We start from the raw sequence: 14304 nt of genomic DNA, 5'->3' as shown, positions 1-14304 counted from the left end.
CATGACCTCGACGACTGCGACGCCCATTACTGAGACGCCGACGGCTGCCGCCTCCACCTCTGCCGATGCGATCATCAGCGTGCGCGATCTTACCGTGGCATTCGGCAGCCGTCGGGTGCTCGACGGCCTCAACCTGAACGTGGCGCGCGGCGAAATCCTCGGTTTCGTCGGCGCGTCCGGCGCCGGCAAGTCCGTGCTGATGCGCACGATCATTGGCCTCGTGCCGAAAGTTTCCGGCACGATCGAAGTGTTCGGCACCGATCTCGACAAAGGTGACAAGGAACGTCGCGATGTCGAGCGGCGCTGGGGTATCCTGTTTCAGCACGGGGCGCTGTTCTCGTCGCTCAACGTGCGGCAGAACATCCAGTTTCCGGTGCGCGAATATCTCAAGGTCTCGGAACGTCTGCTCGACGAGATCACCATGGCCAAGCTTACCATGGTCGGTCTCAAGCCGGAGGTCGCCGATCGCTATCCGTCGGAACTCTCGGGCGGCATGATCAAGCGCGTGGCGCTGGCGCGGGCGCTCGCGCTCGATCCGGAGATCGTGTTCCTGGACGAGCCAACATCGGGTCTCGATCCGATCGGCGCTGGCGATTTCGACGAATTGGTGCGCACACTGCAGCGAACTTTGGGGCTGACCGTTTTCATGGTAACTCATGATCTCGACAGCCTGCATACAGCCTGCGACCGGATCGCCGTTCTCGGTAATGGCAAGATCATCGCGCAGGGAACGATGGCCGACATGCTGGCCTCGCAGCATCCCTGGCTTCGGGAATATTTCCACGGCAAGCGCGCACGCGCTGTTATCGGCTAGTTGTACTGGAGTTGGTTTGATGGAAACGCGGGCGAACTTCGTCCTGATCGGAATTTTCACGCTGGCGGTGATCGCCGCAGCGTTCGGCTTCGTGTTGTGGTTCCAGAATCTGCATTCGACCACGCAGCGCACGCCGCTGCGCATCATTTTCGAAGGCGCGGCGTCGGGCCTGCGCAACGGCGGCAATGTCAACTTCAATGGTATCAGGGTCGGCGAGGTCGTCTCTGTGAAGCTCGACAATCCCAAGCGCGTCGTTGCGCTGGCGATGGTCGAGAACATCGCGCCCATTCGCAAGGACACGCAGGTCGGTCTGGAATTTCAGGGGCTCACGGGTGTAGCGGCGGTCGCGCTGAAGGGCGGCGATGAAGCTGCGCCCGCGGTCCCGCTGGACACCGACGGCGTGCCGGTCCTGACGGCCGATCCGGAGCTGTTGCGGGATATCTCTGAATCGATCCGGGCAACGCTGAACAACGTCAATCGTCTGGTCGCCGACAATCAGGATACTCTCAAGGGCGCCATGAAGAATGTCGAAACCTTCACGGCGACGCTGGCGAAAAATTCGGAAGTAATCGACGGCATCATGCTGAAGATCGACAGCGTGATGGGCAAAGCCGATGGTGTCATGGGCAAGGCCGACAGCGTTGTTGCGCGAACCGACAATATCCTGCTCGGCCTTGATGCGCTCGCGGGGGGCAAGGACGGCGGTGAGCTGACTGCGGCCGTGAAGTCGTTCCATGAGCTGACCGAGAACCTCGACAAGCGTTCCGGCGCATTGATGCTCGATGGTCGCCGTACCCTCGCTGATATCAGCCGCGCGGTGAACAATCTTGACCGCAACCCAACGCGCCTGTTGTTTGGCGCCAGCAGCGGCACACCCGCGGCTGCGCCTGCACCGGCGGCGCCTCCGGCATCTGTCGCTCCGCCGCGTCGTCGCCAGCAGGCTCAATAGACACCAGTCCCGATATACATGGAGAGCGCTGATGGAGACCCAAGATAGCTTCACCATCAGCAATGGCCGCGTCACGGCGACGATCAAGGCCGCTGGTGCCGAACTCTGCTCATTGAAGGATGCGCATGGGCATGAAGTGCTCTGGCAGGCCGGTGAGGAATGGCCTCGCCACGCGCCGCTGCTGTTTCCGATCGTCGGCAAGCTAAAGGACGATGTGCTGCGCCATCGTGGCCAGGTCTATGCAATGACCCAACACGGTTTTGCGCGCGACCAGCGCTTCAGCTGGACCGGGCAGGGACCTGCGTCCTGCGCGCTGTCGCTGGCAGACAATGACGCCAGCCGGGCGAAATATCCGTTCGCGTTCCGGCTTGACGTCACCTATGTGATCGAGGGCGATGAACTGGTGATCGGTTATGCCGTCACCAATACTGGCGACGAGATGCTGCCGGCCTCGATCGGTGCGCATCCGGCATTTCACTGGCCGCTGACGGATGGCGCCGACAAGCGCGCGCATACGATCATCTTCTCCGATGCTGAACCGGCGCCGATCAGACGGCTCGAGGGTGGACTGTTGCTGAGGGAGCCGGAACCGTCGCCGGTACAGGGCGGCGCACTGGCGTTGTCGGAATCGCTGTTCGTTAAGGATGCGATGATCTTCGATCATCTCGCCAGCAGGTCGCTGAGTTATAGCGCGCCTGGCGGACCGACGATCACCTTCGCCTGGGAAGGCTTTCGCGAACTTGGCATCTGGTCGAAACCATCCGGGGCTGCATTCCTCTGCATCGAACCGTGGTACGGCTATGCCAGCCCGGTGGATTTTGACGGCGAGTTCGCCGACAAGCCGGGCGTAATGCATATCGCGGTGGGCGAGACGCGCAGCTTCACCCAACGCATCGGGTTCGCATGAGGTAACTGTCGCGGCCCGTGATCCAGCAGACCGCTGCATCGAGGAGGTCCGTCATGTCGAGAACTGCGTCCTGTTCGTGCGGTCAGCTGTCCATCGTGCTCGAAGGCGAGCCGAGGGGCGTCGGTATATGCCACTGTTTCGCCTGCCAGCGCCGGACCGGCAGCGTCTTTGCAGCGCTCGCGGGGTTCGGGCCAAGTTACAATGTGAGCGGCATCGCGACTGAATATGTCCGCACAGGAGATCAGGGAGCGCGCTTCCGATTCCGGTTCTGCCCGGTCTGCGGCACCAATCTCTTCCACACCGAAGAAGGATATGAAGCGCGTTCCGTAGCTGTGGCGGTCGGCTGCTTTGCTGATCCGGATTTTCCGCCTCCGGAGATCTCCGTCTATCATTGCCGGCGGCATGCCTGGGTGTCCTTGCCGTTCGGCGTCAACATTCACGACAAGGATCCCGCGTGATGACGGCACCGGCCTGGCCCCGCGTATAGCGCTCCGGCACAACAGCAGGCTCAACAAAAAAGCGGAGGCATCGCTGCCTCCGCTTTTCGCATTCGTATTTAATCTTGCTTAGCCCAGCCGACCCGCTGCATGCGCGAGCAGGGTGTAGACCAGACCCGTTTCCGAGGTCAGATGGCTGCGCAGCGCTGCCGGGCCGCGTTCATCGCGGGCGACTTCGTCGAGGAGGCGTTCGAACTCGGTGATGTAGCGATCCACCGTACCCTTGAAGTTGCGGTCCGACCGATACTTGCGGGCGACCTCATCGAAAGCCTTCTGGCCGGCCGGCGTATAGAGCCGCTTGCTGAAGGCCTTGCTCTCGCCGCGCTGATAGCGATCCCACATTTCGGCAGCCAGTGTCCGATCCATCAGGCGGCCGATATCGAGCGACAGTGACTCCAGCGGATTGGCCGAGGCTGCAGGCTGCTGCGGAGTCGGCGCGCGGCGCGGCGGCGTGCGATCTTCCTCGACGTGATCGGCGCGGCCGAGCAGATCCGACAGCCAGCCGTCACGACCCTGGTCGGAGTTGGCCGGAGCGACCGACGGCGCTTCGGTGCGACGCGGCGCAGGGCCACCGATATCGGGCATCGGCAAGTTCGTTGCGCTACGGGCAGGCGGCTCCTCGCGGCGTGGGGCCGGACGCGGAGCCTCGTGGCGCGCTTCGCTACGGCTGCTGGCGATCGCCATCGCCGGCTCCTCGTCACGCTGCACGCTGGTGGTGCGGCTGGTCGAGACCACGTCGAGGCCGCGGCCGTGGCGGGCAACGATGCGGTTCAGCTCGGCGAGCGCCTCGATCTGGTCGACGATCACCTTGCGCATCTGCGCAGTACTCTCGGCGGCTTCCTGCGGCATGTCGAGAACGCCACGGCGCAGTTCGGTGCGGGTGCTCTCGAGCTCATTGTGCATTTCGGCAGCCATCTGCTTCATGCTGGCGACCATCGACGAGAACTTGTCGGCCGACTGCTTGAACATGGCATCGGCTTCCTGCGTGCCCTGCTGGTAGATCTCGCTCATGGCTTGCGTTGTCGCGCGGCGTTCTTCTTCCGCGGCGGTGCGGACGGCTTCGAACTGCCGGCTGATCGCAGCCGAGCCCTGACCGGCGGTCTCTGCGACGACGCGGGCGATGTCGCGGGCACGCTCTTCAGCGGCTGCCAGCGATTCATCGAGCAGGCCGGTGAAGCGGGTGAGGCGCTGATCGAGATCGGTGGTGCGCAGATCGATGGTGGTGACCAGCGATTCCAGCGCCGCCTTGCGTTCGCCGACCGACGACATCGTGGTGCGGTTGCTCTGTTCGACCAGAGCCGCGGCATCCACGAGGGCATGGCCATGGGTTTCGAACTGGCCCGAGAGTGAGCCGAGATCTTCCAGGGCCTTGGAGGTCTTGGAGGTGAACACGGTGAGCTGTTCTTCCAGCGTCTGGGTAGCCAGGCCGTTGCGCGACGTCACGTCGTTCATGGTGGACACGAAGTCCGCCACGCGGGTGACCAGAGCGCGCTCCAGCGAGTTGAGATTGTCGTGGGCGCCGGTGAGGACTTCCTGCAGCAGGATGTTGCCTTCACGCAGGCGTTCGAACAGCGCCACGGTATCGGTGCGCAGGATCTTGCTGGTTTCCTGCATCTCCGTGACCGCAGTGATCGAGACCTGACGCGACTGCTCGATGGCGGTGCGCGAGCTCTGCTCGAGATCCTTCAGCGACTTGTTGACCGCACCGGTGGCGAGTTCGCCAGCCGTGGTGATGGCGCGAGCCACGTCCGTGCTGTTGGTGACCATGGTCTGCGAGAAGGTCTGGCCGCGGCTCTCGATCGCCTTGAGCGCGTCGGCGGTGACGCGATCGATATCGACCGTGAGCTGATTGGCCTTGGCGCCCAGGGCATCGACCAGCGAACCGCGCTTGGCATCGACCATCTGCGACAGACGGTCGGTCTGCTGCTGCACATAGGTGACGATTTCGTCGGTCTTGCCGGTCATCGTGGTGCCGAAGCTGCCCGAAGCGGCGAACACCGACCGCTCGATCTCCGACGAGGTGATCTTGATCTTGGTGGTGATCTCGTTCGAGGCGGCGACCAGCGAGTTGTGCGCATTCTGCGCACTGGTCTGGATGTTGTCGGTGGTGTTGGCAGTGACGTTCGAGAGCGAACGCTCGATGTCGGCGGAGATCACCTTGATCTGGTTCGCGGCATCCGCCGAGGAGGTTGCCAGCGAGGTCTGCACTTCGCGAGCACTCGAGAGAATCGCAGCCGCCGTGTCGGCGCCGACCGCGGTGAGTGTGCGCTGCACGTCGATGGAGAGCGACTTCACGTGGCTTGATGCCTCGGAAGACGCTGTGACCAGCGTGCTCTGGGCTTCGCGGGCGCCGGCGACGATCGACTCAGCAGTTGCGGTGCCGGCGGTGGTCAGGCTGCGCTCCATGTCGGCCGCGAGGTTGCGGACATGGTTCGATGCTTCGGTCGAGGCGTCGATCAGCGAGGACTGGACGTTGCGCGTGCTGGCCAGGATCGAGTCCGCGCTGGCGGTGCCGGCGGCGATCAGTGTGCGCTCCACATCGGCCGCAAGGGTGCGGACCTGCTGCGAGGCGTCGGTCGATGCGGCGACCAGCGTGCTCTGCGCGGCGCGGGCGCCGGACAGGACCGAGTCGGCCGTCGCCGTGCCGGCGGCAGTGAGCGTGCGTTCGATATCGGCCGAGAGCGACTGGATCTGGCTGGCGACTTCCGAAGAGGTGGCGACCAGGGTCGACTGGGCGTCGCGGGCACCTGAGAGCATCGAGGCCGCCGTGGCGGAGCCGGCGGCGGTGAGGGTGCGTTCGACATCGGCCGACAGTGACTTCACCTGCAGCGAGGCTTCCGAAGACGCATTGACCAGCGTGGCCTGCGCATCGCGGGCACTGTTGACGATGGCCGTGGCGGCAGTGGTGCCGACAGCGGTCAGCGAGCTCTCGATATCGGACGCCGTCAGCTTCAGCTGCGCGCCGACATCGGTCGAGACCGACACGAGGGATTCCTGTGCGGCGCGGGCGCCGGCCTGAATGGTCTCGCTGGTATTGACCATGAGATGCGTGAGCGAACGCTCGGCGTCCTCGACATTGGTCTTGATGCCGATCGAGAGTTCTTCGGCGCGGGCCATGAGCGAGTCGCTGGCCGTGCGGCCGGAGGTTTCGATACGACCGGCAACGGCTTCGATGCGCGAGCCGAGCAGTTCCTCGAACTGTTCGACGCGGGATTCGATCCCGCCGGCAACAATGCCGATACGACCTTCCATGCCTTCGTGGATCGTCTGGAAGCGCGCAGTGATAGTATCCGCGAACAGCGTGCTGCGGCTGTCGATGGCATCGGTGACGTTGTTGATGCGGCTGTCGATGGCCGTGATCGCCTGCGTCGTGCCTTCGGTGAGCGAGCTCGTGAAGTAGGAAAGGCGGTCGTCGATCGAGTGGATCGCCTGCACGGCGCCTTCCGTGAGCGCGGTGGTCAGGTGGGTCAGGCGGTCGTCGACCGAGCTGACTGCGAGGTTCGCGCCTTCGGTCAGGGCGGTGGTCAGATGCGTCAGGCGCGAATCGACCGACTGGACGGCTTGGTTGGCACCTTCCGAGAGCGTCGATGCGAGGTTTTCAAGACGCGTATCGATGGTCGCGGTGACCGACTGCGCCCGAGCGTCAAACGTTTCTTCAAGGCTCTTGAGACGTCCATCGACGGTCTCGTCGAACGACTTGATCCTGCTGTCGAGCGACGCATCGAGATTGACGACGCGGCCTTCGAATTTGGTCTCGAATTCTGCGAGGCGGGTGTCGAGCGACGACGTGATGCCGCCGACATTGGACGCGACGCGGGTGTCGAAATTATCGACATAGGTCTTCAGCGTTTCCGAGATGTCCTGCGTGCGCTGACCCAGGCGATCGACGACTTCGCCGCCGAAGGTCTTCACGGTGCGGTCGAATTCCGAGATGTGCTTGGTGATCAGTGCGCCCAGCGTGCCGCTGTCGCGCGAGAAGCGCTCGGCCAGCTCGCTGCCCTGTTCCTTCACCAGTTCGTCGAAGGCGTTCATCTGCAGGCTGAGGGTGTCGTGCGCGGTTTCGGTCTGGCTCGCGACCTTGGCGACCAGTGCGTTGACGGTGGCGTCGAGGGACTCGCCCGCCTTGTCGCCTGACGTGAGGATCTGGTTGGCCAAGCGGTTGCCGGCATCGTCGATCTTGCTGACGAGGTCGCCGCTACGCAGCTCAAGCTCGAGCAGCAGACTATCGCTGGAATTCTTCAGCGAGTCGTGGACCTGCTCGGTGCGGTCCGACACGCGGTCGACAATCGTGGACGAACGCTGTTCGAATTCGCTGGTGATGCGGTCGATACGCTCGTTGAGCATTTCGTGGACGCGGTCGGCGAGATCGACGAATTCGTCGTGCACGTGGCCGGTCTTGAAGTTGAGGCTCGTCGTCAGACGCTCGCTGGCGTCGAGCACCGCGCGGGTGGTCTCGGCACTGGCCTCTTCGAGGCGGTCGAGCAGGTCGCCGCCACGCTCGCCGAGCGCGAGGATCATGTTGTCGCCCGCATTGCCGAGCGCACGAGTGATGTGTTCACCGCGCTCTTCGAGGGCGCCGGTGATGCTCTTGGCGACTTCGTCGACGCGCGATGCGATGGCGTCCGAAATCAGCGCGATGTCGTGGCGGAGATCGATCTGCACGCCTGAAATGGCGGAGCGAACCTGCTCGGCCTGACCGACCAGGTTGTCGCGCTGATGCGCGATGTCCTGCAGCAGTGCGCGGATGCGGACTTCGTTGTCAGAGTAAGCGCGCTCGAGCGCGGAAACTTCGTTGGCGACGAGGGTTTCGAGTTCGCCGGCACGCGCAATCGCGCGCTCGACGCCGTCGCCCATCGCGGCGACTTCGCGGCGGATCGCCTGGCCGACCGTGACCATCGAGTCGCTGGCGGTGCTTTCGGGCTCGGAGAAGCGGATCGCAACCTGTGCCATCGACTGGGCGATCAGGCGCATTTCCTGGCCGCGCCAGGCAAGACTGGCGAGGAAGTAAAACAGCAAAATCGGGGCGAACAGCAGCGCAGCAAGGCCAGCCAGCGCCAGCGTGCCGCCGGAGCCCTGACCGATCAGGGCCTGCAGCGACGGCAGGAACGCAACAGTCAACAGGCCTGCGCCGACGATCCACAAGCCGGCGAACAGGGTGGCGAGCGTATAGACGTTGCGGGCGGGGCGGTTCTTCTGCAGCGCCTGCAGGATCTGGCCGATGGTTTCGCGGTCATCGTTCGCGGGACGGCGCGCAAAGCGCTGATCGTCCTGCGGCTCGAAGCTCGGGCGATCATTGGCGATGCGTGCGTCGAAGGCGTTGTCGTCGAGGTCGACGGGGGAAGATGGATTGGTGGGAGCGTTGTCGGCACGGATCGCGGGTTGATCGCGATCGACATGCGCGGGGTCACTGATGTTGAGTGCTTCCTGGATGGCAGAGAGCGCGACTTCGGTCGGATCCTTGGCCTTTTTGGTGTTGTTTGCCATGCTCGTTCCACGCCCCCTGATTACGCAACTGACAGAAGTCCCCACGATTCGTTCCCGCCTGCAGCATGGCGACTGGCCATGTGCACCCCGCGGGACGAATTTCGGACTGCCGGTCGCTCGGCTTGTCCGCTACTTCCGCAAACATCCTATTGGCTTGGTCGCGCGAATGAAATGGTTCTGGTTAAGACATTCTTAATGATAGTTAACGGCTTCCCCCGGTAACTTCTTGTAGCGCCTCAAATAAACGGAATGGCCCCTCAATCGTGGCGAGTTTGCGTCAAAACTGCGTCAACCCGGCGGATTGTACCTAGAACGTTCCGTTAACCAATTCCGTGTTTGGCTGCAAAAAATCGCAGCCGGATCGTTCGGTTGGCGGGAATTTGGGCCATCATCAATGCCGCTTCACCTCGAACGGGTTCAATGGATGCCGTCACCGCCGCTGGTTCCCGATGACGGACCGATCGATTTCCCCCACCTTCAACGTATGACGATGGGCGATAGCAGCCTGGAACGTGAAGTTCTGGCGATGTTCGCGGCCCAGTCGAGCGAGTTGATCGAGAAGATCGTCAAAATGCCGGCGGATGCGGCTGAACTCACGCACAAGCTGAAGGGCTCCGCGCAGGCGGTCGGCGCGTTCCGCATCACGGAAGCCGCCGAATGGCTGGAAACGACGCTGCGCGACAGCAGCGATACCGCGGAGGCCCTGATGACGCTCACCGACGCCGTTCTCGAGGCGCGGGCGGAGATCGACGTCCTTCTGAAACGGTCCTGATCCCCAAGGGATCAGCTTTGATCCCAAAGGGACCGTTTTTAATCCCCCAAAGGGGTCATGCTTGGCCCTGCTTTTCTAGATGACGGTTTTGCTGCGGAGCGCTGGCGCGATCCGGATCGACCCGTTATAGGACAGCCGGTATCTTCCTTTCGGCAGCGCGAGCATCATGGCCAAGATAAACTTTGTCGATCACTCCGGTGAGACCCGCAGCATTGACGCCGAGATCGGCTCCACGGTGATGGAGGCGGCCATTCGCAATGCCATCCCGGGTATCGAAGCCGAATGTGGCGGCGCCTGCGCCTGCGCCACCTGCCACGTCTATGTCGACGAAGCCTGGCAGGAGCGCGTCGGTGCGCCGACGCCGATGGAAGAGGACATGCTGGACTTCGGTTACGACATCAAGCCGAACTCCCGGCTGTCGTGCCAGATCAAGATCACCGATGCACTCGATGGGCTTGTCGTGATCACGCCGGAACGCCAGGCCTGAGCTTCCCAAGACTTGTTATTTACTGCGCGTTCAAGCCGTGCAGCATCCATGGCTGAAACCGTTCGATGACCTCGGGCGGGATCGGCGTCGGCTGGCGGTTGGTGAGGCCGACCATCACGGTCGTTGCAATCGCCGAGGCCATGCACTTGCCTTCCGAAAACACCACCTGCGAATAGGTCACCGAGGTCCGGCCGATCTTGGTGACGCCGAGCCCGAGTTCGATCTTGCCGGGCCAGTGCAATTCGGCGCGAAAGTGAATATCGAGCCGCGCTAGCACCCAGCTTTGCCCCGGCGCGATCAGCCCGCATGCCGGGTCCCGCATCAGCAACACGCGGCTGGTTTCGAAATAGCTCGAATACACCGCGTTGTTGACGTGGTTGTTCGGATCGAGATCCGCAAAGCGCACATTGTCCGACAGGCGATAGGGATAGTCGTCGAGGACGGGCGCCGGGGCGCGGGCAGGAACGTTCACGAAATTGATCTCCAGCAATGCTTGGCAGCTTTGCGCCTGTTACAGCGCAGTTGCACAGCCCAGGCAAGGGCGGGACACATGCTGATTTCAGGCCGAGCCGCTGTGGCTTTCCCCGTGTGGCGCCGCTAGGCTGGACGCAATTGCCGGATGGCGCCGGGCTCTGCGATCTCGCAGGGCTGGTTCAACCGAGAAAAAACACTATGGGCGAAACGATCAAGACGGACGTGCTGATCATCGGCGCCGGCCCCTGCGGACTGTTCGCCGTTTTTGAACTTGGTCTGCTCGATATGAAGGTCCACCTCGTCGATATCTTGGACAAGATCGGTGGCCAATGCGCCGAGCTCTATCCAGAAAAACCGATCTACGACATTCCTGCGATTCCGCTGGTCACCGGTCAGGGGCTGACCGAAGCACTGCTGGAGCAGATCAAGCCGTTCCATCCGACCTTTCATCTGAATGAAATGATCGAGACCATCGAGAAGATCGGCGATCCCTTGTTTCGTGTCACGACGGATGCCGGCCAGGTGTTCGAAACCAAGGTGGTGGTGATCTCCGCCGGTGGGGGCTCGTTCCAGCCCAAGCGTCCGCCGGTGCCGGGCATCGAGGCCTATGAAGGCACGTCGGTGTTCTACGCGGTGCGCAAGATGGAGCAATTCCGCGACAAGGATCTGCTGATTGTCGGCGGCGGCGATAGTGCACTGGACTGGACGCTCAACCTGCATTCGGTCGCGCGGCGCGTCACGCTCTTGCATCGGCGCGATGATTTTCGTGCTGCGCCTCACAGTGTCGAGCAGATGCGCAAGCTCGTGGCAGCCGGTCAGATGGACCTGCAGATCGGTCAGGTCACAGCGCTCGAAGGCGAGGGAGGCCATCTCACTGGGGCTGTCATCAAGGGCAATGACAACGAAAGTGTCCGGATCGACTGCAATACGATCCTGCCGTTCTTCGGCCTGACCATGAAGCTCGGTCCGGTCGCCAATTGGGGCGTCACGCTGGAGAACAACCTGATCCCGGTGGAGACGGCGTCGTTCGAGACCAATGTGCCCGGCATCTTCGCCATTGGAGATATCAATACGTATCCCGGCAAGCTGAAGCTCATCCTGTCCGGCTTCCACGAGGGCGCGCTGATGGCGCAGAAGGCGTATCACTACGTCTATCCGGACAAGCGGCTGGTGTTTCAATACACGACGTCCTCCTCCAGCCTGCAGAAGAAGCTCGGCGTTAACTAACTTCGGGTAGTTTTTGGAATCATCTTGTATGACGAAGATGCAAAGGCGGTTCGGATCGCCGGTAACCGCGTCGGGTTCGGTGGGGCAGCTTGTGGCAAAGCTGTGGCCGCTGACACAATCGGACATCCGGCGCGCGATCGGCAATCTTGCAAAAGCCATCAACCGCAGTCACTCTCTCGTCGCGGAAGATTGATAGTCTATGCAATCGGATCGAGTGCGGATACTCGGCGGATGCCTGGACGACGAATTGCACTGGGGAAGGCGATGGCACAACTTCGATCCCGACGTCTGGCGCTCACAGTCGCTTCAGGTCTGGCCGCATGCGCGATGTTTGCCGGCCCTCTACACGCCGCTGAGCCGACTGCTGCCGGGCTTTGGCAGAAGGTTGAGAATAACAAGCCTGTCGTCTGGGTTCTGGTGGTTGACCATGGCGGCGGCGTATTCGAAGGCGCGATCGCCAAGACGTTTCCGAGCCCCGATGACAAGCCGGGCGACGACTTCTGCGGCAAGTGCGTCGATGACCGGAAGGGCCAGCCAGTGCTGGGCATCTCCTTCATCCGCAACATGCAGCAGCAGGGACTGAAATACGAGAACGGCAACATTCTCGATCCGCGCGACGGCAAGGTCTACAAGGCCAAGATGAGCGTCAGTGCCGATGGTCGGGCGCTCACCGTGCGTGGCTATTGGGGCATTGCGCTGCTCGGCAAGGACGAGACTTGGTACCGTCTGCCCGATACCGAAATGGCTTCGCTCGATCCAACCGTGATCGCGAAATATGTGCCGACCCTCGCGGCAGCAGCCGTGAAGCCGCCAACCGTCGGTAATGCCGCCGCGAAGGCCCCCGTCGCGCCGATGAAGAAGGCCAGCAACGTGACCCCGGGTAGCAACGTCGCGCGCTGATCGCCGCCAACTTGCTTGTGGCTCCCCCACAAGCGAAGACTGTCCAACACCCCGCATTCTGGAAGCCGACGCCATGGCGCGTCGGCCATTTCGCTGCCAATTCAATCGTGGCGCGCCAGCTTCCAACGTTGCTTATCGGCTCTCTCCGGACGTCGTTCATTTGAATACCGGATCATAGAAATATGATTCCACGTCTGTTCTTCGCGGCCCGTCGATCGATATCGTGCATCGATTCAATGACAATGGCTGCTGAAGGAGCCCATCACGATGATCGTTGCGCATTACGAGCATCGCTTGCCCGCCGACTATGATCTCGGCTTGATCCGCTCACGCGCACAGGAGCGTGGGCCGCTCTGGGATGCAAAGCCGGAGCTTTATTTCAAGGGATTTCTCTTGCGAGAGAGCGGGCGCTTCGGTGCAACGACGTCTAGCTATTCCTCGCTTTATCTGTGGGGGCACGACGAGGCGTTTCGCGATTTTCTCGTGAGCGGCGGTTACAAGCTCGTCGTCGATATGTTCGGTCGGGCGCGGATCGAAACACGCGTTGCCCTCGATGCCCGCAAGGGGCGTAGCCGGAAAGCTCGCTTCGCCTATCGGCAAGATATCGCCATACCGCCCGACGCCGATCTTGAAACAACGATAAGAGGGGAGATCGAGCGCAACGCGGATCTCTCGGTTCGCGCCGGAATTGTTGCAGCCGTGATCGGATTGGATGCCGAGAAGTGGGTCTTCACCCGCGTCCTGCTCTCGGAGAATGAATGCACCGATACTGGCGCTTGCTACCAGATCCTGCATCTGGCGCAGCCGCTGCTGGATCGCCTTCCATACGCTACCTAGCTCGTATGCGCGCGGTGTTCGCGGAACGCAGCCGCGAGGGTTCGCAGCGCTTGGCGAGACTGCATATCCGACAGTGTCGAGAGAAGTACGATTTCCGACGACGCCAGCGGTGGCAGGCCAAACTTCTGGCTGACTTCGATGGTGCCGGCCGGTGCAAGCCGGCAGGAGAAAACCGCCGTGGCGAGGCCGGCCGAGACAGCGTCCGACACGACTGAAGAGCCGCCACCGAGAAACACCTCCGTCCATGCGATGCCGGCCGCGTCCAGCGCATGAATGGCAACGTCGTGCACGCCACATACTGGCGTTAGCGCCGCCAGTCGCAATGCCTCGCCCGGCCGGTGCACAAAGCCTGGTGCTGCGAACCAGCCGAAATGCTCGGGTGCAAGCACTTCGCCGTCGCGTCGGTCATCCTCACGCCGGACGATGGCCGCATCGATTTCGCCGCGGTCGAATGCGTCCAGCAAATTGCGTGAATTATCGAGGCGAACCTCGATCGTGAGCGTGGGGTCATGGGCATTCAGGCGAGCCAGCAGCGTCGGAACCTCCGGCCCGGCCACATGGGCCGCAATGCCGAGTGCGAAACGGCGACGGGTCGCAGACAACGCTGCGACAGCGCGATCATGCGCGGCCAGGAAGTCGCGGGCTGAATCGACGAATAGCGCGCCTTGCGCCGAGAGGCGCACCATTCGCGGGGTTCGTTCGATCAATTTATGGCCGAGGCGGTCTTCCAGCCGCTTCAGCTTCACGCTGATCGCGCCTTGCGTCGTGCCGAGCGCTTCCGCCGCGCGGGTGAAGCTCTGAAGATTGGCGATGGTCACGAATGCCTGCACGGCATCCACGTCCAGGGCGCTCATTTGAATTATCCAGATTTGTTGTCTCTGAAATAATCAATCATCCAATTCTGAAATGGTCAACCTCTGCCTATGTTGCGTTCATCACAACGCGGACCGGGTGGA

General features: G+C 62.4%; 13 protein-coding genes. 10 read left to right on the top strand and 3 right to left on the bottom strand.

The features are described from left to right. Position 1: 1 nt before the first annotated feature. The 4 genes from AB7783_RS14465 to AB7783_RS14450 are packed head-to-tail and all read left to right on the top strand — an operon-like array spanning position 2 to position 3128. Positions 2 to 814 carry an ABC transporter ATP-binding protein gene (locus AB7783_RS14465; RefSeq protein WP_309948210.1) on the top strand — a complete coding sequence of 271 codons (813 nt, stop codon included), beginning with the start codon at positions 2 to 4 and terminating at the stop codon, positions 812 to 814. A 19-nt stretch (positions 815 to 833) separates the two neighbouring features. Beyond that, complete coding sequence (locus AB7783_RS14460; RefSeq protein WP_441278009.1) at positions 834 to 1763, top strand: MlaD family protein; 930 nt, start codon at positions 834 to 836, stop codon at positions 1761 to 1763. Between the two features lie 31 nt (positions 1764 to 1794). Further along, the gene (locus tag AB7783_RS14455) at positions 1795 to 2670 is read left to right on the top strand and encodes an aldose 1-epimerase family protein (RefSeq protein ID WP_439072496.1); all 876 of its coding nucleotides are present in this window, start codon (positions 1795 to 1797) and stop codon (positions 2668 to 2670) included. A gap of 53 nt (positions 2671 to 2723) precedes the next feature. Continuing rightward, positions 2724 to 3128, top strand: coding sequence for a GFA family protein (locus AB7783_RS14450; RefSeq protein WP_093756638.1), 405 nt, complete (start codon positions 2724 to 2726; stop codon positions 3126 to 3128). A 108-nt stretch (positions 3129 to 3236) separates the two neighbouring features. On the opposite strand, the gene AB7783_RS14445 is transcribed toward AB7783_RS14450, so the two are convergent. Next, positions 3237 to 8651 (bottom strand): hypothetical protein, encoded by a 5415-nt coding sequence (locus tag AB7783_RS14445; RefSeq protein WP_441278008.1) that lies wholly within the window; start codon positions 8649 to 8651, stop codon positions 3237 to 3239. Positions 8652 to 8952: 301 nt separating this feature from the next. Between AB7783_RS14445 and AB7783_RS14440 the strand changes: the two genes are divergently transcribed. Continuing rightward, positions 8953 to 9423 (top strand): Hpt domain-containing protein, encoded by a 471-nt coding sequence (locus tag AB7783_RS14440; RefSeq protein ID WP_349633085.1) that lies wholly within the window; start codon positions 8953 to 8955, stop codon positions 9421 to 9423. Between the two features lie 166 nt (positions 9424 to 9589). After that, positions 9590 to 9910: a 2Fe-2S iron-sulfur cluster-binding protein gene (locus tag AB7783_RS14435; RefSeq protein WP_089265206.1), complete on the top strand. Its 321-nt coding sequence runs from the start codon at positions 9590 to 9592 to the stop codon at positions 9908 to 9910. Positions 9911 to 9929: 19 nt separating this feature from the next. On the opposite strand, the gene AB7783_RS14430 is transcribed toward AB7783_RS14435, so the two are convergent. After that, positions 9930 to 10382, bottom strand: a complete 453-nt coding sequence (locus AB7783_RS14430) for an acyl-CoA thioesterase (RefSeq protein WP_441278007.1) — start codon at positions 10380 to 10382, stop codon at positions 9930 to 9932. Positions 10383 to 10582: 200 nt separating this feature from the next. Here AB7783_RS14430 and AB7783_RS14425 point away from each other — a divergent pair, with 200 nt between their 5' ends. The 4 genes from AB7783_RS14425 to AB7783_RS14410 all read left to right on the top strand — a co-directional run bounded on the left by AB7783_RS14425 (position 10583) and on the right by AB7783_RS14410 (position 13348). Further along, positions 10583 to 11611 carry an NAD(P)/FAD-dependent oxidoreductase gene (locus AB7783_RS14425; protein WP_441278006.1) on the top strand — a complete coding sequence of 343 codons (1029 nt, stop codon included), beginning with the start codon at positions 10583 to 10585 and terminating at the stop codon, positions 11609 to 11611. 28 nt (positions 11612 to 11639) lie between these two features. After that, positions 11640 to 11804, top strand: coding sequence for a hypothetical protein (locus AB7783_RS14420; RefSeq protein ID WP_441278005.1), 165 nt, complete (start codon positions 11640 to 11642; stop codon positions 11802 to 11804). Between the two features lie 71 nt (positions 11805 to 11875). Next, on the top strand, positions 11876 to 12511 hold the full coding sequence (locus tag AB7783_RS14415; protein ID WP_120291400.1) for a DUF2147 domain-containing protein: 636 nt from the start codon (positions 11876 to 11878) through the stop codon (positions 12509 to 12511). Positions 12512 to 12778: 267 nt separating this feature from the next. After that, a complete protein-coding gene (locus tag AB7783_RS14410; RefSeq protein ID WP_441278004.1) occupies positions 12779 to 13348 on the top strand; it encodes a DUF4865 family protein in 570 nt (189 codons plus the stop codon). On the opposite strand, the gene AB7783_RS14405 is transcribed toward AB7783_RS14410, so the two are convergent. Further along, entirely contained in the window at positions 13345 to 14202 is an 858-nt protein-coding gene (locus AB7783_RS14405; protein ID WP_068735591.1) for a LysR family transcriptional regulator, read from the bottom strand. The two genes, AB7783_RS14410 and AB7783_RS14405, sit on opposite strands and share 4 nt — an antisense overlap. Positions 14203 to 14304: the final 102 nt, after the last annotated feature.

This window comes from Tardiphaga sp. 172_B4_N1_3 (genome assembly GCF_052076035.1).
GTDB lineage: Bacteria > Pseudomonadota > Alphaproteobacteria > Rhizobiales > Xanthobacteraceae > Tardiphaga > Tardiphaga robiniae.
This window is presented reverse-complemented; position numbering and strand designations above follow the sequence as displayed.